This window comes from Brevundimonas sp. Leaf168 (assembly GCF_001423685.1).
GTDB lineage: Bacteria > Pseudomonadota > Alphaproteobacteria > Caulobacterales > Caulobacteraceae > Brevundimonas > Brevundimonas vesicularis_C.
Map to the genome: position 1 here is coordinate 228,552 of NZ_LMOY01000007.1, position 16,215 is coordinate 244,766.

Consider the following 16,215-nt stretch of genomic DNA (forward strand, 5'->3'; position numbering starts at 1 on the left):
ACCAGATTAAAGCTGCGCCAGCAGGTGCTCGGCGGAGGACACCTTGAACTCGCCGCCCTGCTCGATGTTCAGCTGCTCGACCACGCCGTCCTTGACCAGCATGGAATAGCGTTGCGAGCGCTCGCCAAGGCCGAAGCCCGTACCATCCAGCACCAGACCCAAGGCGCGGGTCAGTTCGCCGTTGCCGTCGGCCAGCATGACGATGCTGTCGTCGGTGATGCCCTGGCTCTCGCCCCAGGCCTTCATGACGAAGGCGTCGTTGACCGAGATGCATGCGACTGTGTCAACGCCCTTGCCGTGAATGTCGGCCAGGTGATCCTTGAAGCCCGGCAGGTGGCGCGCCGAGCAGGTGGGAGTGAAGGCGCCGGGCACGGCGAACAGAGCCACGGTCTTGCCGGCGAAGATGTCGTCGGTGCTGACGGGCTTGGGGCCCTCGGCGGTCGCTTGGGCGAGGGTCGCGTTGGGGATGCGATCGCCGATCTGAATGGTCATGTCTGTCTCGCTGAGGTTTGAGGCCGGCGCGTTTGAACGGCCGTGTGCGACACATAGACACCACGGGCGACACCGCAAGCGCCGGTTCGGCTTGCTTGCGCCGCTTTCCGGACGGATGATGCGAAGATCATGAGCCAAGCCTCCACCCTGACCGGCCGACTGCTGGTCGCCATGCCCGGGATCGACGACGCCCGGTTCGAACACGCCGTCATCCTGATCTGCGCCCACGGGCCGGATCACGCCATGGGCCTGCGGCTGGATCGACCGGCGCCGGGCGTGGATCTGAAGACGGTTCTGGACAAGCTGGACGCGCCGGCGCCCGATCAATCCATCGGTCGCGCGGTCCTGATGGGCGGACCGGTTGAGCGCGAACGCGGCTTCGTGCTGCACACCGACGACTGGACGGTGGGCGACGACACCCTGGCCTTCGGCGACGGTCTGGCGATGACCGGCACGCGCGAGGCGCTGGCCGCCATGACCGACGAAATCGCCGGCCCGCGCCGTTCGGCCTTGCTGCTGGGCTATGCCGGCTGGAGCGAGGGGCAGTTGGAGGAAGAGCTGGCCGACAACGTCTGGCTGACCGCCGACGCCGATCTGGACCTGATTTTCGACGGCGAACACACGTCGAAATGGACACGCGCCCTGGCCCAGCTGGGCGTGGACGCGGCCATGCTGTCGAGCCAGGGCGGCCGGGCCTGAGGCCAGACCGCCCCGCTTGACGATTAGAAGCGGTAGTTCATGCCGATGCGGAACATGTGCGTTCCGAACTTGCCGTTGCTGCGCACCATGTCCGTGCCCGTCGTGTTCGGGGCCAGGACGAACGGGTTGGTGGCGGGCGCCGTGCCGCGGCCGACGCGGATGACTGGGCTGTCGACGTCCAGCGAGGTGTAGAGGTATTCGCCGCTGACCGTCAGGCCGCGACCCAAGGCGTATTCCACACCGCCGCCGGCCTGCCAGCCGTCGCCGTCATCGCCTTCGCTGGTTTCGGTGAAGCTGTTGGCCAGGTTCGACGTGCGGAAACGGTTTTCAAACTTGCCATAGGCGTAACCGCCGGTGCCGTAGATCAGCGCCGGTCCGTAGGCGTAGCCCAGCTTCAGGCGCGCGGCCGCCGTGCTCTGCAGCTCGCGCGTGAAGGTGTAGAAGGCCGGGGTGGTCGAGAAGCCGGTCACCGAATCCTGGACATTGTTGACGCTGTATTCGGCCAAGGCGCCGACGACGAAGTTGCCGAACTGCATGTCGTAGCCGGCGCGCACGCCCGCTTCGACGCCGTCGTTGTCGTCACGGCAGCCCGTTCCCGGCGCGGTGCTTGTGGCCATGCCGCCGCAGAAGCCGGGGCTGAAGGCGTTGGCGCCGACGGTAGCGGGGGCGACGGGCACAGTAGTGACCTGATCCCCATAGATGCCATCGAGGTTGCGGTCGAAGCGCAGGGTCTCATCACCGTCGTCGTTCGACTGGTTGTAGCCGCCGAAGATGCCGATGTAGGGGCCGGACCAGTCGGGGGCGACGGACTGGGCCAGGGCGGGGGTGGAAACCATGGCCAGGGCCAGGGCGCTGCAGGCGAGGGTCTTGATCATTTGGGGGGAGGCTTTCGTGCCGAAAGTGCGGGCGCGACATCCCCGCTCGCCGTCACAAAAGCCGAGAGCGGCCACAGGTTCCCTCGAGTTATCATCGCCAAATGTCGCACATCCAAAGGCTTAGGTTGAACGTAGGCCGCGCTAGCGCGTCGCCATCGACACCAGAAAAGCGATCAGCAGGACCAGGCTGACCCCCTGCCAGAACCGCACCGGATCGCGCTCGATCAGGGACAGCTGACGCGGCGGCGGGGCGGCGACGGCGCTGCCGGTTTCCAGCACATGGATTAGCTCCTCGACATCCTCGAACCGCTCGTTCGGATCGACGGCGACGGCGCGCATGATGGCCGCCTCCAGCCAGGCGGGCATATCCGACCGATGTCGCGTCGGCGGCGCGGGCACCCGGTCAAAGCGCGGCGCATCGGCCGGATCTACCTCGCCCCACGGATAGGTGCGGGTGAACAGGCGATACAGGGTCACCCCCAGGGCGAACTGATCCGTCGCGGCGTTCCCGCTCTCGCCCGCATACATTTCCGGCGCCTTGTAGCCGGCGGTGCCCGGCGCCTCGGCCTCGGCGAACTCCTCGGCCAGCCGCAGACGCGCCACGCCCAGATCCACCAGCTTCAGCCCGCCGTTCGTCTCCAGGATCACATTGTCCGGCTTGATGTCGCGGTGGGTCACGCCGGCCCGGTGCAGGGCCGAAACCGCCCGCGACAGCCGCAACGCCACCCCGATGCCCTCGCCGATCTCGAACGGACCCTCCTCCGCCAACCGCGCGTGCAGGGTCTGACCGGCATGAAAGGGCTGGGTGATATAGAGGCGGCTCTGGCGACCTGCATCCGGGCTCAGCACCTTGCCGACGAAGGGGCTGTCGATGCGCCGCCCGATGAAGGCCTCGCGCAGGAAGGCGGTGCGCGCGCCATGCTCGGACACCACGGCGGGCTTGGGGAACTTCAGCACCACCAGCCCGCCGTCGCCCAGCGTATCCTTGGCCAGGAACAGGGTCGTGTAGCGCCCGTCCGCCACGACCCGCTGAAGCGCGAACCCGTCGATATTATCGCCGACGGCCGGCGGCGGCAGGATGGTCAGCCCTTCCGCCTCGGCCGTGATCGCCTCCCAGTCGGGCGCGCCGGTGCGGACCACGTCGATGACGATGGCGGTGGCGTTGTCGCGCGGCCCCGCCGCCTCGACCTCGGCCAGGATCGCCCTGGCGTCCGCATCGGGCGAACTGCGCCGTCCCAACAGGCCCGCGATCGCCGCATCGGCCAGCACCCCATGCACCCCGTCGGTGGTCAGCAGCAGCCGGTCGTGCGGCTCCAGCCGCACTTGCCGGACATCCAGCTTCACGTCCGCCTCGATGCCGACGGCGCGGTACAGCACATGGCTCAGCCCCTGCTGGGCCCGCGTGTGATCTTCCGTCAGCCGCGTCAGAACGCCATCGCGGAAATGCCAGGCCCGGCTGTCGCCCACATGAAGCGCCGTCGCCTCGCGCCCGCGCAGGATCAGGGCCGTGAAGGTGGTCGCCGCCCCCTCCATGGCCGGATCGATCCGCCCGCGCGAATGGAGCCAGCGGTTGAAGCCCCGCAGCGCCTTGATGCCGTTGGCGGCGATGCCGTTCAGCGGGTTCTGGTCCAGATAACCGTCGATGAAGCTGCGCGTCGTCAGCTCCGCCGCCATCCGCCCGGCCTTGGACCCCGACACCCCGTCGGCGATCACCGCCACGACCCCATGCTCGCGCTGCTCGGCCGCCGTGCCGATATGGACGCCGCCAAAATCCTGATTATCCGCCTTGGGCCCCCGCAAGGTCGCAAAGCCTGCGGCGATCTCCAGTCTGGCGTCGGTCATGGGCGCAACTGTCGTCGAAAGACGGCCTGCTGAACAGAGGTGTCAGAGCGCGAGAAGGGCGCGCACCGCTACATAGGCGGCGACCACCAGGATCAGGCCCGCGAACAGGATGCGCCCAAGCCGGGCGTTCGACCCCAGCCGTCGCGCCAGCGGCAGACCCGCCGCCGTCCCGGCGACGCCGCCGACCGCCATGGCTGTGACCAGGCCCGGATCGACCCATCCGGACAGTGCATAGTTGCCCGCCGTGGTCGCCCCGAACGCGGCGACGCTGAGTAAAGACGTCGCCTGGGCGGTCGCCAGGCTCATGCCCGTCGACGCCATCAGGCCGGGCACGATCAGAAAGCCGCCGCCGATGCCGAAGAAGCCTGCGGCCGAGCCGACGCCGGCGCCCGCCATGCCGACGCGCGGCGACATGGCCCAGTTCAGCCGGGGCTCGACCCGCGCGACCGTCGCCTTGGGACGCAGCATCGACACGCCCACCGCCACCATGGCGACGGCGAAGATCAGCAGCAGCTGATGGCCGTCGATCATCTTGGCCAGGGACGATCCAAACCAGGCCCCGGCCGCGCCGGTGATGGCGAACAGGGTCGCGCAGGGCCAGCGCACCCGCCCTGCCCTGGCGTGACCCGCCAAAGCCGTCAGGGCGTTCAGCGCCACGCCCGCCGCCGACACGCCGATGGCGACATGGGGATCGGCGACGCCGACGACATAGAGCAGCAGCGGCACGGCCAGAACCGACCCGCCGCCGCCGAACAAGGTCAGCAGCAGGGCAACGACGCCGCCGCTGAAGGCGGTCAGAACCAGCGGGGTCAGTTCGGTCGTCACCGGATCACGCCGCTCTCGTCACGGGCCGGCTCGCGGCTCTGTTCCAGGGCATCACGGCCAGCAGCCGCGCCATGCCGCAAAAGCCCGTCGCGCCCGCGACGAACAGGCCCGCGCCGACGAAGGCCGAAAGACCCCAGAAGGCTGGATGCACCAACGTCCCCAACGCCGCACCGATCAGGATCAGGCCGCCCGCGACCATCTGCACCTGACGCATCAGTTCGATCGGCTTTGAGCGGTCGGCGTGGATGGCCAGGCCCTGCGCCTTCCATGCGTCCAGCCCGCCTTCAAGGACAAAGGCTTGGCCCGTCGTCTTCGCCGCCAGACGTTCGCAGTTGACGCCCGTCCGATTGCCGGTTCGGCAGGTGAAGATGACGTCGCGGCCGTCGGCGCCCGCCGGCGTGTAGGCGTCGAAGGCCGACAGCGGCGCATGGACGGCGCCGACGACATGCTCTCTGGCGAACTCGTCGGGCTCGCGAATGTCGACCAGGACGGCCGTGTTCTGCTTCAGCCGGCGCGAAACCTCGGCGGGGGACAAGGGGGTCAGGACGCTCATGGGGATCATGCCTTTTCGGAGGAAGCGGGGGGACAATAGATTTCGGCCAGCACGGCGATGACCTTCAGGACGGCCGGATCGGCGATGCGGTAGAAGATGGTCGTGCCGTCCCGACGCGTGCTCACCAGCGCCTCATCGCGTAGCTTGGCCAGGTGCTGGGACAGGGCCGATTGCGACAGGCCGACCTGGGGCAGCAGCTGGCCGACGGACATCTCACCCTCGCCCAACTGACACAGGATCATCAGCCGCTTCTCGTTGGACAGGGCGCGCAGCAACGCCGCCGCCTCGCCCGCGCTGGCCTGGAACCGCTCAAGTCCGATGGTCTGAAGGTCGATCATGGTAAGCAATATATGCGCAGTTGCTAAATAAGCAATATCTAATATCCCGGGTGGCGAAGGAGCATTCACGCATGTCCCAATCCCCCGACGTCCGCGGCTTTTTCGATCCCGCGACCCACACCGTCACCTATCTGGTCAGCGACCCCGCGACGGGTCAGGCGGCGATCATCGACCCTGTCCTGGACTTCGACGCGCCCTCGGCCCGCACCTCGACGCGGTCGATCGACGCCGTCATGGCGGCGCTGCGGTCGGAAGCGCTGACCTTGGCCCTGGTGCTCGAAACCCACGCCCACGCCGACCACCTGACGGCGGCGGCGCACCTGCGTGCGACGACGGGCGTGTCGATCGGCATCGGCGGGCGGATCACCCAGGTTCAGTCCGCCTTCGGCCCCCTGTTCGGCGCCGACGACGTGCGGCCGGACGGCGCGATTTTCGATCATCTCTATGCGGACGGTGACGCCTTCGCCCTGGGCGATCTGACGGTGGAGGTGATCCACACGCCCGGCCACACCCCCGCCTGCGTCAGCTACCGGATCGGCGATGCGGTCTTCACCGGCGACACCCTGTTCATGCCCGACTATGGCACGGCGCGAACGGACTTTCCCGGCGGCGACGCCCGGACCCTGTATCGCTCGATCCAGCGCCTTCTGACCCTGCCGGACGAGACCCGCGTCTTCGTCGGCCATGACTATCTGACGCAGGGCCGCGCCGACTACCGGTTCGAGACCACCGTAGCCGAACAGCGCGCGCACAATATCCACATTGGCGGCGGCATATCGGAAGACGCCTTCGTCGCCATGCGGGAGGCCCGCGACGCAACGCTAGGCGCGCCACAACTGATCCTGCCCTCGCTTCAGGTCAACATCCGCGCAGGCGACCTGCCGCCCCCGGACGCCAACGGCCAGCGCTACCTGCGCCTGCCGCTAAACGCGATCTGAGCCTTACGCCGAGCGCTGCTTCAGCGGCGCGGTGCCGTCCGCCAGGCTTTCGGCCAGATAGACCTCGGCCTCCTGCGCCGGCAGGGCGGGGGCATAGCCGAAGCCCTGGCCGTAGTGGCATTGGGCGTCCAGCAGCAGGCGGGCCAGTTCGGCGTTCTCCACGCCCTCGGCGACGACTTCCAGCGACAGGTCGCGGCCCAGATTGACCACCGACTTGACGATCTTGGCCGAGCCCTCGTCCTTGTTCATCGTCAGCACGAAATAGCGGTCGATCTTCAGCGTATCGAACGGCAGGCGCGCCAGATAGGACAGGGACGAGAAGCCGGTGCCGAAATCGTCCAGCGCCAGCGAGGCCCCGACGTCCTTCAGCGATTGCAGCACCTCGGCGGCGCGCGCGGTGTCGCGCATGATGTCGCCCTCGGTGACTTCCAGCTTCAGCGCGCCCTTGGGCAGGCCGGTCTCCTTAATGATGCGCGCCACGTCCTCGCACAGGTGCGGGCGCTCGATCTCGCCAACCGAAAGGTTGACGCTGCAGAACAGCTTGCCGGCCAGCGGATGGCGTTCGATCCATTCGGCCAGCTGCCTCGCCGACTGGGTCATCATCAGCAGGCCCAGGTCGTTCATCATGCCCAGGTCGGCGGTCAGGCCAAGGAACTCGTCCGGCGGCACCAGACCCCGGCGCGGGTGACGCCAGCGCGCCAGGGCCTCGAAACCGGCGACGGCCCCCGTGTTCAGGTTCACGATCGGCTGGAAGAAGGGCACGATCTCGCCGCGCACGAAGGCGTTCCTCAGATCCGCCTCCAGCGCCAGACGGCTCAAGCTGTCGCTTTCCAGCGCCCGGCCATAGGCGGCCGATCCGCCGCGCCCGGCGCCCTTGGCCGATTCCACCGCCAGCTCGACCCGGCGCAACAGTTCGGCGGCGTCGGGCGCATCCGGCCCGCCCTCCACCATCACCGCCCCGATGGAGACGGTCGGATAGATGTCGAAGCCCGCGACCCGCAGAGGCTGTTCCAGCGCGTCGCGCACGCGGTAGCTGGTGTGCGAGGCGGTCTTGGGGACGATGATGGCGAACTCGTCCTCGCCGATCCGTGCGGCTGAGGCGTCCTTGTTGAAGGCGGCGGCCAGACGTGAGCCTAGGGCCGACAGCACCAGGTCGGTCCGCTCGTGCCCTAGCGCCTCGTTCAGACGCCGCAGCCGGTCCACGTCGCCGACGACGATCTCGTATTCGCCAGGCTGGGTCAGCACCTCGCTGACGCGGGCCAGAAAGGCGCGACGATCCAGAAGGCCCGTCAGAGTATCGCGGTCCGATCCGGCGAACTTGGTCTCCAGCGCCACGACGCCGGCGGCGCGCAGGCCGTCTTCGAGCCAGACGCCGCGCCACAGACAGGTCTCGGACCCGCGCATGCGCAGACGCACGGCGATCTCGGCGCCCTCGTCCTGGGGTTTGAGCATCCGTTCGGCCAGGCTGCGATCCTGCGGCATGGCCAGGGCGACGAAACCGGCGGCCGTGCATTCCGGCGCCAGCGGTCCCAGCCCCAGCGACCGTGTCGCGCCGGTGAACCGCAGTTCGTCCGCCGCGGGCGTCCAGACCCACAGGGCCGTCTCGGCGGCGGCCAGCGCCTCGATGGCGGTCGTGGCGTCCCAGGCCAGCGATCGGGATCGTGGTGTCACGCGTCTCGCCCTTCCAGACGGCCCCCGGCCGTCAACGCTCGTCCTCGACCAGGCCGAACAACAAATGGTCTGCCCACTCGCCGTTAATTTTCAAATAAGCGCGAGCCCGACCTTCGTTGCGAAAACCGGATTTCTCCAGCACCCGTCGCGACCCGTGATTGGTGGGCAGACAGGCCGCCTCCAGCCGGTGCAGCTTCAGCTTGTCGAACGCGTATCCGACGACGGCCCGAACGCCCGCCGTCGCCACGCCCTGACCGGAAAACGGCTGGCCGATCCAGTAGCCCAGCGTCCCCGTCTCGGCGACGCCGCGCCGCACGTTCGACAGGGTCACCGCCCCCGCCAGGGTCTTGCCGTCCTGCACGAAGACGAAGAAGGGCCAGGCGTTGCCCAGCTCCATCTCGCGCGCATAGATCGACAACCGGCGCCGGAAGGCCGCCTTGGTCAGGTCGTCCTCGGGCCAGGCCGGCTCCCAGGGTTGCAGATAGTCGCGCGAGCTGTCGCGCAGCGTGGACCAGGCGGCGTAATCGGCGGCGCGCGGCGGGCGCAGCATCACGCCGTCCCCCCGGATTACGGGGCCGGCCACATCGCTCATCCAGTCCAGAAGCGCCATCGATGAGGACTATAGCATCAAGATTCGGCTCTGAACCTTACGGTTCGGCCAAAAGTGTCGCGGTCAGCTTCAGCGCCAGGTCGCGGCCCAGCCCCTCGGGCGCGCCCAGCATCGGCGTCAGGATGTCCCCGATCAGCCCCTCGGCGAAGGCCATATAGGCCGCCGTCACCACCAGGGCCTTGGCCCGCTCGGCCGCCTTGGGATCATCGGGCGCCATGGCCGCCAGCCGTTCGGCCAGATCGCGCACCACCTCGGCGAAGCTCTCCGCCCGCCCCTGCTCGCGCGCCAGCGCCAGCCAGGCCGCCATCTGCGAGGCTCCACCCCGCCCGAAGGCGTCGAACACGACGCCCATCAGCCGCCCCGGCTCGACACCATCGCGCCCCTCTCCCATTCCCTCGTTCAGGCCCGCCTCGATCCGCTGCGCCAGATCGCGCACCATCGCATCCATCAGCGCGCCCTGAAGCCCGGCCGCCGAGCCGAAATGATGGATCAGATTGGCGTGACCCACGCCCATCCGCTCGCCCACCGCCTTCAGCGTCACCGCCGCCGGCCCGCCCGTCAGCAGCAGGTCGCGCGCCGCCTCCAGCGCCTCTTCCCGCGCCACCGCCCCGCGCCGTCGCTTTACCGCACCATTAGTTGACATTGATGTCAGTTAACTCCATCCTCCGCTCGAAATCGAGGAGCAGAACCATGGCGAAATCCGCCACCCCCGCCGACCTCCAGATCAAGCCGCGCGACCTGCATATCGACCGCGAGGCTCCGACGCCACGCTGGTGGCTGAATGGCGACCCGTTCGGCACCGCCGTAATGAACGCCCTCAGCCTGACCTTCCCCGACGGCGAGCGGTTCTTCATCCAGTCGGTCAAGCGGTTCGCCAAGGACGCGCCCCCGGCCTTGGCCGCCGACATCCGCGCCTTCACGGTCCAGGAGGGCGCCCACACCCGCGAACACATGGCGTTCAACGCCATCACCGAACGCGCCGGTTATGACACCGGCGAGATCGAGGCCTATGTCACCGCCCGTCTCGACATCGCCCGCGCCCGTCCGGCCCTGGCTCATTTGGCGGCGACCATGGCGCTGGAGCATTTCACCGCCGCCTTCGCCCATCGGCTGCTGGCCGATCCGCAGCTGCTGGAGGGCTCTCCCCACGACCTGGCCCGCCTGTGGCGCTGGCACTCCATCGAGGAGATCGAACACAAGGGCGTGGCCTATGACGTCTTCCTGCACGCGACCCGGGACCTCAGTCCGCTGAAGCGCTGGCGCATCCGGCGCTGGGCCATGTTCCTGACGACGCTGCTGTTCACCCGCACGGTGCGCGAGACAACCTTCATGCTGCTGAAGCAGGACGGCATCGTCGGCTGGCGCGCGCGTCTGGGCCTGTTCCGCTGGCTGTGGCTGAAGCCGGGCCTGTATCGCCGGATGATCGGCGACTACCTGGCCTTCTACAAACCCGACTTCCATCCTTGGCAGATCGACGACCGCGACCTGATCGCGGACGCGGAGGCCGGCCTAGCCCAACCGGCCTGACTCTCAAATCCGACCCCGCGACGGAGTTTTCGCCCGAAGGCGTTACAATGTGCGGGGGACGGACGAGGAGAAGGCCATGGCTTCATCACCGACCGACGCCGCCGTCGCCCTGACGCGCCTGGGTCTGGGCGCCCGGCCTGGCGAGATCGACCGCGTCGCCGCCGATCCGCGCGGCTGGGCCATGGGCCAGATCAAGTCCCAGGGCGCGCCCCAGCCGTCTGGCCAGTTCGCCGACACCGCCGAACGCGTCGTCCAATATATCGACTATGAGAGCGACGCCGGCCTGGTCCGCCGCGACCGACGCGCCGCCGCTCCGGCGACGACCGAGGCCGCCCCCTCCCCTGCCCCCGCTTCCGGTATGCAGAACGCCGCCGATCCGCAGGCCGTCGCCCGGCGCGAAGCCCGTCAGGCCGCCCGCCGCGACATCACCCAGGACACGGCGCAGGAGTTCCTGGCCCGCGCCCAGCTCGGCGCGACCACCGACGACGGTTTCGCCGAGCGCTGGGCCCTGTTCTGGTCGAACGCCCTGACCGTGTCGGCCGCCAAGTTCGCCAGCGGCGCCTTCGTCGGCCAGTATGAGCGCGAGGCCATCCGTCCCCGCGTCTTCGGCCGGTTCGAGGATCTGATCCTGGCCGCCGAGCAGCATCCCGCCATGCTTCTGTATCTGGATCAGGCCCGCTCGATCGGTCCCGACAGCATGGCCGGCGCGCGCCGCAACGCCGGGCTGAACGAGAACCTGGCCCGCGAGATGATGGAGCTGCACACCGTCGGCGCCGACGGCGGCTACACCCAGGCCGACGTCACCGAACTGGCGCGCGCCCTGACCGGCTGGTCGATCCCCGCCGCCCGCGACCAGCGCCAGCCGGCTCGCCCTCAGCGAGCCCGCAGGATGGCCGCCCCGACCGAGCCTGGTCCCGACGGCTTCGTCTTCCGCGCCAATGTCCACGAACCCGGGCCCCGCACCGTGATGGGCAAGACCTATCCGGCGGCAGGCCTGGCCCCGGGTCAGGCCATACTGCGCGACTTGGCCCGGCATCCGGCGACGGCCAAACGCCTGTCGCGCCGTCTCGCCGCCCATTTCGTCGCCGACGATCCGCCGCCCGCCCTGGTCGCCCAACTGGAAGCGGCCTGGACCGGCTCCGGCGGCGATCTGGCCCAGGTCGCCCGCGCCCTGATCGACGCGCCCGAAACCTGGACGCCCCAGCCCGCCAAGATCAAGACGCCCTACGACTTCATCGTCTCGGCCCATCGCGCGCTGAGTACCCGGCCCCAGCGGATCCAGCCGTTGCGCCAGGCTCTGCTCGACATGGGCCAGCCGCCGTTCGCGCCCCCATCGCCCGAGGGCTGGGCCGACACGGCCGCCGACTGGGCCGGCCCCGACGCCCTGGTCAAGCGGCTGAACTGGTCGCGCACCGCCGCCGATCTGGCGCAAGCGAGCGATCCCGATGCGGTCGCCGCCTCCGCCCTCGGCCCGCGCCTCGGCGAGCGCACCCGCCTCGCCGTCGCCCGCGCCGAAAGCCGGCCCGAGGCCCTCACCCTTCTGTTCATGTCGCCGGAGTTCCAACGCCGATGACCGCCCTCAAAGCAAACCTCAATATGAGCCGCCGCCATCTGCTGGCCGCCGCCTCGGCCGGGGTCGGCCTGGCCTTCGCCGGCCGCGTCGCCGCCCAGACCGGCGGCCCGGCCAACAAGCTGGTCGTCGTCATCGCGCGCGGCGCCATGGACGGCCTGTCGGTCACCGTCCCCTACGCCGATCCGAACTACGTCCCCTTGCGCGGCGGTCTGGCCGTCGCCGCGCCCGGCGAGGCGAACGGCGCCCTGGCCCTGAGCGAAGGCTTCGGCCTGCACCCGGCGCTTGCGGGCCTGCACGCCCTCTATGGTCAGGGCCAGTTGCGCTTCGCCCCCGCCGTCGCCCTGCCCGTGCGCATCCGCTCGCACTTCGACGCCCAGGACGTGCTGGAGAACGGCGGCGAAGGTCTGCGCCAGCAATCCGACGGCTGGCTGAACCGCGCCATCGTCGCGGCCGGCGGAACGTCGCTGAAAGGCCTGTCGATTGGCGCCCAGACGCCGCTGATCCTGCGCGGCGACGCCCCCGTGTCCAGCTGGGCGCCCGGTGGTCTGGTGCGCGACGGCGACCGCATCGCCTCCCTGCTTCAGGATCTCTATGTCGAGGATCCGATGCTAGGCCAGAACCTGGCGCGGGGTCTCGCGACCGAGCAGCTGGTCAGCATGGAGGGCGGCGACCAACGCCTGCGTCGCAACGACGTCCAAGGCCTGGGCCAGGCCGTCGCCAAGCTGATGAACGGACCGGAGGGCGCCGACATCGTCGCCGTCTCGCTGGACGGCTGGGACACACACGCGGGTCAGAGGGCGCAACTCCAGACCCGCCTGACGGGTCTGGATCAACTGGTCACAGGCCTGAAGGACGGGCTGGGCGAGGCCTGGTCGCGCACCGCCGTCGTCGTCGCCACCGAGTTCGGCCGCACCGCCCGTGCCAATGGCACCCAAGGCACCGACCACGGCACCGGCTCGTCGCTTCTGCTGGCGGGCGGCGCCGTCAAGCGCGGCGGCCCCATCGGCGACTGGCCGACCCTTGCCGACAACCGCCTGTTCGAGAACCGTGACCTGGCCCCGACCCTGGATATCCGTTCGGTGTTCAAGGGCGTGTTGCGCGATCATATGGGCGTCGACCGCGCCGCCCTGGACGCCCGCGTCTTCCCCGGCAGCGCCGCCGAAGCGCCGACGATGAACGGATTGGTCTAGCCGTCACGCTTGCTTTTCGCGGCGCAACATCGCATCAGGACGCCATCACCTTGGACCCGGCCCTGTTCGCAGGCGACGGGTGGCTATCCCCGCCGCCGATCCGCTGGGAAACCGAGCCGCCAGAAACCGAAGCATCGGTAAGGCTCATCCAGATGAAATCCTGACATGTCCATTATCGCCTCCGCGCGCCAGCAATGGCTCGCCAATCCTCGCCGCGATCTTCTGGCGGGGACCGTCGTGGCCCTGGCCCTGATCCCCGAAGCCATCGCCTTTTCCATCATCGCCGGCGTCGATCCCGCCGTCGGCCTCTACGCCAGCGTGGTCATCGCCGTGACCATCGCCTTCGTGGGCGGCCGGCCGGCCATGATCTCGGCCGCGACCGGCGCCATGGCCCTGCTGATGGTCACCCTCGTGCGCGACCACGGGCTGGAATATCTCTTCACCGCCTCGCTGCTCTGCGGCGTGTTTCAGATCGTCATCGGCCTGCTGAAGCTGGGCCGCTACATCAAGTTCGTCAGCCGCAGCGTCATGACCGGCTTCGTCAATTCGCTGGCCATCCTGATCTTCCTGGCCCAAATGCCTGAGCTGATCGGCCGGGGTTGGATTACCTACGCTCTTGTCGCGGCGGCCCTGGTCGTCATCTACGGCTTCCCGCGCCTCACCAAGGCCGTGCCCTCGCCCCTGGTCGCCATCGTCGCCATCAGCGCCCTGGTGATCGTGCTGAAGCTGGATGTGCGCACCGTCGGCGACATGGGCCAGATGCCGACCAGCCTGCCAATGTTCCATCTGCCCGCCGTCCCCCTGACGTGGGAGACGCTGGTCATCATCGCTCCGATCTCGGCGACCCTGGCCTTTGTCGGCCTGCTGGAAAGCCTGCTGACCGCGAACCTGATCGACGACATCACCGACACCCCTTCGGACAAGGATCGCGAGACGCGCGGCCAAGGGATCGCCAACATCCTGTCGCCCCTGTTCGGCGGCATGGCGGGCTGCGCCATGATCGGCCAGTCGATGATCAACGTCACCTCGGGCGCGCGCGGGCGTCTGTCGACGTTGTGGGCCGGCCTGTTCCTGCTGTTTTTAATGCTGGCGCTTCAGACCTGGGTCGCCCAGATCCCGATGGCGGCCCTGGTCGCCGTCATGATCATGGTCTCGATCGGCACCTTCGACTGGTCGTCGGTGATGAAGCTGCGCTCCACTCCGCTTCAGTCGTCCATCGTCATGATCGCCACGACCGTGACCGTCGTCGCCACCCACGACCTGTCCAAGGGCGTCATCCTGGGCGTGCTGCTGTCGGCGATCTTCTTCATGCGCAAGGTCGGCAAGACCATCGCCGTGACCGAGGTTTCGACGCCGAAACCGGGCGTCCTGCGCTACCGCGTCTCAGGCCAGCTGTTCTTCGCCTCGGCCGATCTGTTCGCCGCCAGCTTCGAGCATCACGGCCAACCCACGCGCGTCGAGATCGATCTCAGCGACGCCCATCTGTGGGATCTCACCGGCGTCGCCGCCGTGGACAAGGTCGTCTTCCGCTACCGCCGTCAGGGCGCGGACGTGCAGGTCTTGGGCATGAACGACGCCGCCCGCACCCTGGTCACGCGGGTGGGGCGGTTCGAGAAGATGCATCTGCCGGACGGCGCCGGCGCGCATTGAGCCGTCAGGCGGCGTTGGAGCTCGGTTCGAGGTCGGGCTTGGGCATCTTGCAGATGCGGTTCAGGTCGGCCCGGATCGAGCTGCCCTGGAAGTGCGAGATTTCGGCGCCCGAATAGCCCTCGCCCGACAACGCCTTGACGACGTCGCCGGTGTTCAGACAATCGTTGGTCCGAGCGAGCTGGTAGGCGCGCTCCACGACGTGGGTGCGGTTCATGTTGGAAGCCTTTCGTGCCTCCCAACAACGTGCGCCAAGCTAAACCGTTCCCATTATTGGATTTTCGGCCCGCCCGGCCCGCGCTTGCATCTGTCATGAATATCTGCGCACATAGAGCTCGTCGATCTCTCTGCGTAACGCCCACTCTCTCTGCGAACGCACGAGTCAAGGCCGCTCCCATTCAGACCCGACAGGCCGCAGGGACGTTCCCTCGGTCAATTTCTAACGGAGGTCTCAAAATGGCTACCGGCACTGTCAAATGGTTCAACCCGACCAAGGGTTACGGCTTCATCCAACCCGACGACGGCGGCAAGGACGTCTTCGTCCACATCTCGGCCGTCGAAGGCGCTGGCCTGCGCGGCCTGGATGAAAACCAGAAGGTTTCCTACGAGCTGGAACGCGACAAGCGTTCGGGCAAGGAATCGGCTGGCCAGCTGCAAACCATCGGCTGATTTCAGCGTCACAGCTGATCTGGCGACGGCGGCTCCTCACGGAGCCGCCGTTTTCAATTGGGGCGGCGAAACTGCTCCCCGACAATCTTCAAGTCTTTGGTCAGACGCCGCGCCCCTGCAGACGGACTTCGATCCAGTCACGAGCGTCTTGAAGGATCTGATCGGAAAGCGCGTCATCATCCAGGGCACGCGCCATGATCATTGCGCCGACCATGGTCGCCCAGGCACCGGTGGCGTCACGGCGCGCCTGAGCCGAAGGCGTGTCGGTGATCGTCGCTGCGATCCTTTCGATCTGAGCGCGAACGCCCGAAGTCAGAGCCTCGCGCGCTTCCGGCCCCTGGCGACGGATATCCGAGACGAGCGCCGCCGTCGGGCATCCCGCCGCAACGCCTTGTCTGTGCTGGGGTGAGAGATAGGCGTCCATGAAGGCAGAGAGATCGGCCGTTTCGGATTTTGCGCTGTCCGAAGGCTCGAACACATGGGCCACCGTCTGGGCGATCAGATCGTCCTTGGACGAAAAATGCCCGTAAAATCCGCCGTGAGTGAGGCCCGCCGCCTGCATCACCTCGGCCACGCCGACGGCGTCGAAACCCTTAGCGCGAAACAGCCGGCCGGCCTCCGTCAGAATGCGTTGGCGGTTCGCCTTCATCTGCTCGCGGCTGACCTTCATGACGCAATCTCCCTTTCACCCATTGACACATACATGATGGCGGTCATATTTGGCAACATATATGATAGCGATCATGAATAATCAGATCGCAATGGA

18 protein-coding genes and 1 other annotated feature are annotated in these 16,215 nt (G+C 68.2%); of the genes, 7 read left to right on the forward strand and 11 right to left on the reverse strand.

Annotated elements, in window-relative coordinates; translation table 11 throughout:
* Positions 1-6 precede the first annotated feature (6 nt).
* Complete coding sequence (locus ASF81_RS05970; RefSeq protein WP_055806228.1) at positions 7-492, reverse strand: peroxiredoxin; 486 nt, start codon at positions 490-492, stop codon at positions 7-9.
* Positions 493-621: 129 nt separating this feature from the next.
* On the opposite strand from ASF81_RS05970, the gene ASF81_RS05975 reads away from it, so the two are divergent.
* Complete coding sequence (locus ASF81_RS05975) at positions 622-1,191, forward strand: YqgE/AlgH family protein (protein ID WP_055806231.1); 570 nt, start codon at positions 622-624, stop codon at positions 1,189-1,191.
* Positions 1,192-1,214: 23 nt separating this feature from the next.
* Here the strand turns inward: ASF81_RS05975 and ASF81_RS05980 are convergent, their stop codons facing one another.
* From ASF81_RS05980 to ASF81_RS06000, 5 genes are all read right to left on the reverse strand, one after another.
* A complete protein-coding gene (locus ASF81_RS05980) occupies positions 1,215-2,066 on the reverse strand; it encodes an outer membrane protein (RefSeq protein WP_055806234.1) in 852 nt (283 codons plus the stop codon).
* Positions 2,067-2,207: 141 nt separating this feature from the next.
* The gene (locus ASF81_RS05985) at positions 2,208-3,908 is read right to left on the reverse strand and encodes a bifunctional protein-serine/threonine kinase/phosphatase (protein WP_055806237.1); all 1,701 of its coding nucleotides are present in this window, start codon (positions 3,906-3,908) and stop codon (positions 2,208-2,210) included.
* Positions 3,909-3,950: 42 nt separating this feature from the next.
* Positions 3,951-4,733: a sulfite exporter TauE/SafE family protein gene (locus ASF81_RS05990; protein ID WP_055806240.1), complete on the reverse strand. Its 783-nt coding sequence runs from the start codon at positions 4,731-4,733 to the stop codon at positions 3,951-3,953.
* A gap of 4 nt (positions 4,734-4,737) precedes the next feature.
* On the reverse strand, positions 4,738-5,286 hold the full coding sequence (locus ASF81_RS05995) for a rhodanese family protein (RefSeq protein WP_200932892.1): 549 nt from the start codon (positions 5,284-5,286) through the stop codon (positions 4,738-4,740).
* 5 nt (positions 5,287-5,291) lie between these two features.
* Positions 5,292-5,624: a helix-turn-helix transcriptional regulator gene (locus ASF81_RS06000; RefSeq protein WP_055806246.1), complete on the reverse strand. Its 333-nt coding sequence runs from the start codon at positions 5,622-5,624 to the stop codon at positions 5,292-5,294.
* 71 nt (positions 5,625-5,695) lie between these two features.
* Here ASF81_RS06000 and ASF81_RS06005 point away from each other — a divergent pair, with 71 nt between their 5' ends.
* Positions 5,696-6,562, forward strand: a complete 867-nt coding sequence (locus tag ASF81_RS06005) for an MBL fold metallo-hydrolase (protein ID WP_055806249.1) — start codon at positions 5,696-5,698, stop codon at positions 6,560-6,562.
* Positions 6,563-6,565: 3 nt separating this feature from the next.
* On the opposite strand, the gene ASF81_RS06010 is transcribed toward ASF81_RS06005, so the two are convergent.
* The 3 genes from ASF81_RS06010 to ASF81_RS06020 are packed head-to-tail and all read right to left on the reverse strand — an operon-like array spanning position 6,566 to position 9,447.
* Positions 6,566-8,233, reverse strand: a complete 1,668-nt coding sequence (locus ASF81_RS06010) for a bifunctional diguanylate cyclase/phosphodiesterase (RefSeq protein ID WP_045809768.1) — start codon at positions 8,231-8,233, stop codon at positions 6,566-6,568.
* Between the two features lie 31 nt (positions 8,234-8,264).
* Entirely contained in the window at positions 8,265-8,843 is a 579-nt protein-coding gene (locus tag ASF81_RS06015; RefSeq protein WP_055806252.1) for a GNAT family N-acetyltransferase, read from the reverse strand.
* A 37-nt stretch (positions 8,844-8,880) separates the two neighbouring features.
* On the reverse strand, positions 8,881-9,447 hold the full coding sequence (locus ASF81_RS06020; RefSeq protein ID WP_055806255.1) for a TetR/AcrR family transcriptional regulator: 567 nt from the start codon (positions 9,445-9,447) through the stop codon (positions 8,881-8,883).
* A gap of 86 nt (positions 9,448-9,533) precedes the next feature.
* Here ASF81_RS06020 and ASF81_RS06025 point away from each other — a divergent pair, with 86 nt between their 5' ends.
* The 4 genes from ASF81_RS06025 (at position 9,534) to ASF81_RS06040 (ending at position 14,783) form a co-directional block, all read left to right on the forward strand.
* Positions 9,534-10,370: a metal-dependent hydrolase gene (locus ASF81_RS06025; protein ID WP_055806258.1), complete on the forward strand. Its 837-nt coding sequence runs from the start codon at positions 9,534-9,536 to the stop codon at positions 10,368-10,370.
* Positions 10,371-10,446: 76 nt separating this feature from the next.
* Positions 10,447-11,943: a DUF1800 family protein gene (locus ASF81_RS06030; protein WP_055806962.1), complete on the forward strand. Its 1,497-nt coding sequence runs from the start codon at positions 10,447-10,449 to the stop codon at positions 11,941-11,943.
* A complete protein-coding gene (locus ASF81_RS06035; protein ID WP_055806263.1) occupies positions 11,940-13,133 on the forward strand; it encodes a DUF1501 domain-containing protein in 1,194 nt (397 codons plus the stop codon). The genes ASF81_RS06030 and ASF81_RS06035 overlap by 4 nt, the downstream gene beginning before the upstream one ends.
* A gap of 49 nt (positions 13,134-13,182) precedes the next feature.
* Positions 13,183-13,246 (forward strand) — a sequence feature (sul1 is cis-regulatory element that is thought to sense ions involved in sulfur or methionine metabolism; They are found in Alphaproteobacteria).
* Between the two features lie 58 nt (positions 13,247-13,304).
* On the forward strand, positions 13,305-14,783 hold the full coding sequence (locus tag ASF81_RS06040) for a SulP family inorganic anion transporter (protein ID WP_369814905.1): 1,479 nt from the start codon (positions 13,305-13,307) through the stop codon (positions 14,781-14,783).
* Between the two features lie 4 nt (positions 14,784-14,787).
* Here the strand turns inward: ASF81_RS06040 and ASF81_RS06045 are convergent, their stop codons facing one another.
* Positions 14,788-14,997 (reverse strand): hypothetical protein, encoded by a 210-nt coding sequence (locus ASF81_RS06045; RefSeq protein ID WP_055806265.1) that lies wholly within the window; start codon positions 14,995-14,997, stop codon positions 14,788-14,790.
* Between the two features lie 239 nt (positions 14,998-15,236).
* On the opposite strand from ASF81_RS06045, the gene ASF81_RS06050 reads away from it, so the two are divergent.
* Positions 15,237-15,449 (forward strand): cold-shock protein, encoded by a 213-nt coding sequence (locus ASF81_RS06050; RefSeq protein ID WP_008260410.1) that lies wholly within the window; start codon positions 15,237-15,239, stop codon positions 15,447-15,449.
* A gap of 100 nt (positions 15,450-15,549) precedes the next feature.
* On the opposite strand, the gene ASF81_RS06055 is transcribed toward ASF81_RS06050, so the two are convergent.
* Entirely contained in the window at positions 15,550-16,119 is a 570-nt protein-coding gene (locus ASF81_RS06055; RefSeq protein WP_055806268.1) for a TetR/AcrR family transcriptional regulator, read from the reverse strand.
* Between the last annotated feature and the right edge of the window lie 96 nt (positions 16,120-16,215).

What these genes read in the sequence shown, in the direction of transcription:
- ASF81_RS05985 (WP_055806237.1), bottom strand. Translation starts at nt 3,908, where the DNA reads ATGACCGACGCCAGACTGGAGATCGCCGCAGGCTTTGCGACCTTGCGG.
- ASF81_RS06000 (WP_055806246.1), bottom strand. Translation starts at nt 5,624, where the DNA reads ATGATCGACCTTCAGACCATCGGACTTGAGCGGTTCCAGGCCAGCGCG.
- ASF81_RS06005 (WP_055806249.1), top strand. Translation starts at nt 5,696, where the DNA reads ATGTCCCAATCCCCCGACGTCCGCGGCTTTTTCGATCCCGCGACCCAC.
- ASF81_RS05975 (WP_055806231.1), top strand. Translation starts at nt 622, where the DNA reads ATGAGCCAAGCCTCCACCCTGACCGGCCGACTGCTGGTCGCCATGCCC.
- ASF81_RS05970 (WP_055806228.1), bottom strand. Translation starts at nt 492, where the DNA reads ATGACCATTCAGATCGGCGATCGCATCCCCAACGCGACCCTCGCCCAA.
- ASF81_RS06045 (WP_055806265.1), bottom strand. Translation starts at nt 14,997, where the DNA reads ATGAACCGCACCCACGTCGTGGAGCGCGCCTACCAGCTCGCTCGGACC.
- ASF81_RS06025 (WP_055806258.1), top strand. Translation starts at nt 9,534, where the DNA reads ATGGCGAAATCCGCCACCCCCGCCGACCTCCAGATCAAGCCGCGCGAC.
- ASF81_RS06035 (WP_055806263.1), top strand. Translation starts at nt 11,940, where the DNA reads ATGACCGCCCTCAAAGCAAACCTCAATATGAGCCGCCGCCATCTGCTG.
- ASF81_RS06055 (WP_055806268.1), bottom strand. Translation starts at nt 16,119, where the DNA reads ATGAAGGTCAGCCGCGAGCAGATGAAGGCGAACCGCCAACGCATTCTG.
- ASF81_RS06050 (WP_008260410.1), top strand. Translation starts at nt 15,237, where the DNA reads ATGGCTACCGGCACTGTCAAATGGTTCAACCCGACCAAGGGTTACGGC.
- ASF81_RS05980 (WP_055806234.1), bottom strand. Translation starts at nt 2,066, where the DNA reads ATGATCAAGACCCTCGCCTGCAGCGCCCTGGCCCTGGCCATGGTTTCC.
- ASF81_RS05995 (WP_200932892.1), bottom strand. Translation starts at nt 5,286, where the DNA reads ATGAGCGTCCTGACCCCCTTGTCCCCCGCCGAGGTTTCGCGCCGGCTG.
- ASF81_RS06030 (WP_055806962.1), top strand. Translation starts at nt 10,447, where the DNA reads ATGGCTTCATCACCGACCGACGCCGCCGTCGCCCTGACGCGCCTGGGT.
- ASF81_RS06015 (WP_055806252.1), bottom strand. Translation starts at nt 8,843, where the DNA reads ATGGCGCTTCTGGACTGGATGAGCGATGTGGCCGGCCCCGTAATCCGG.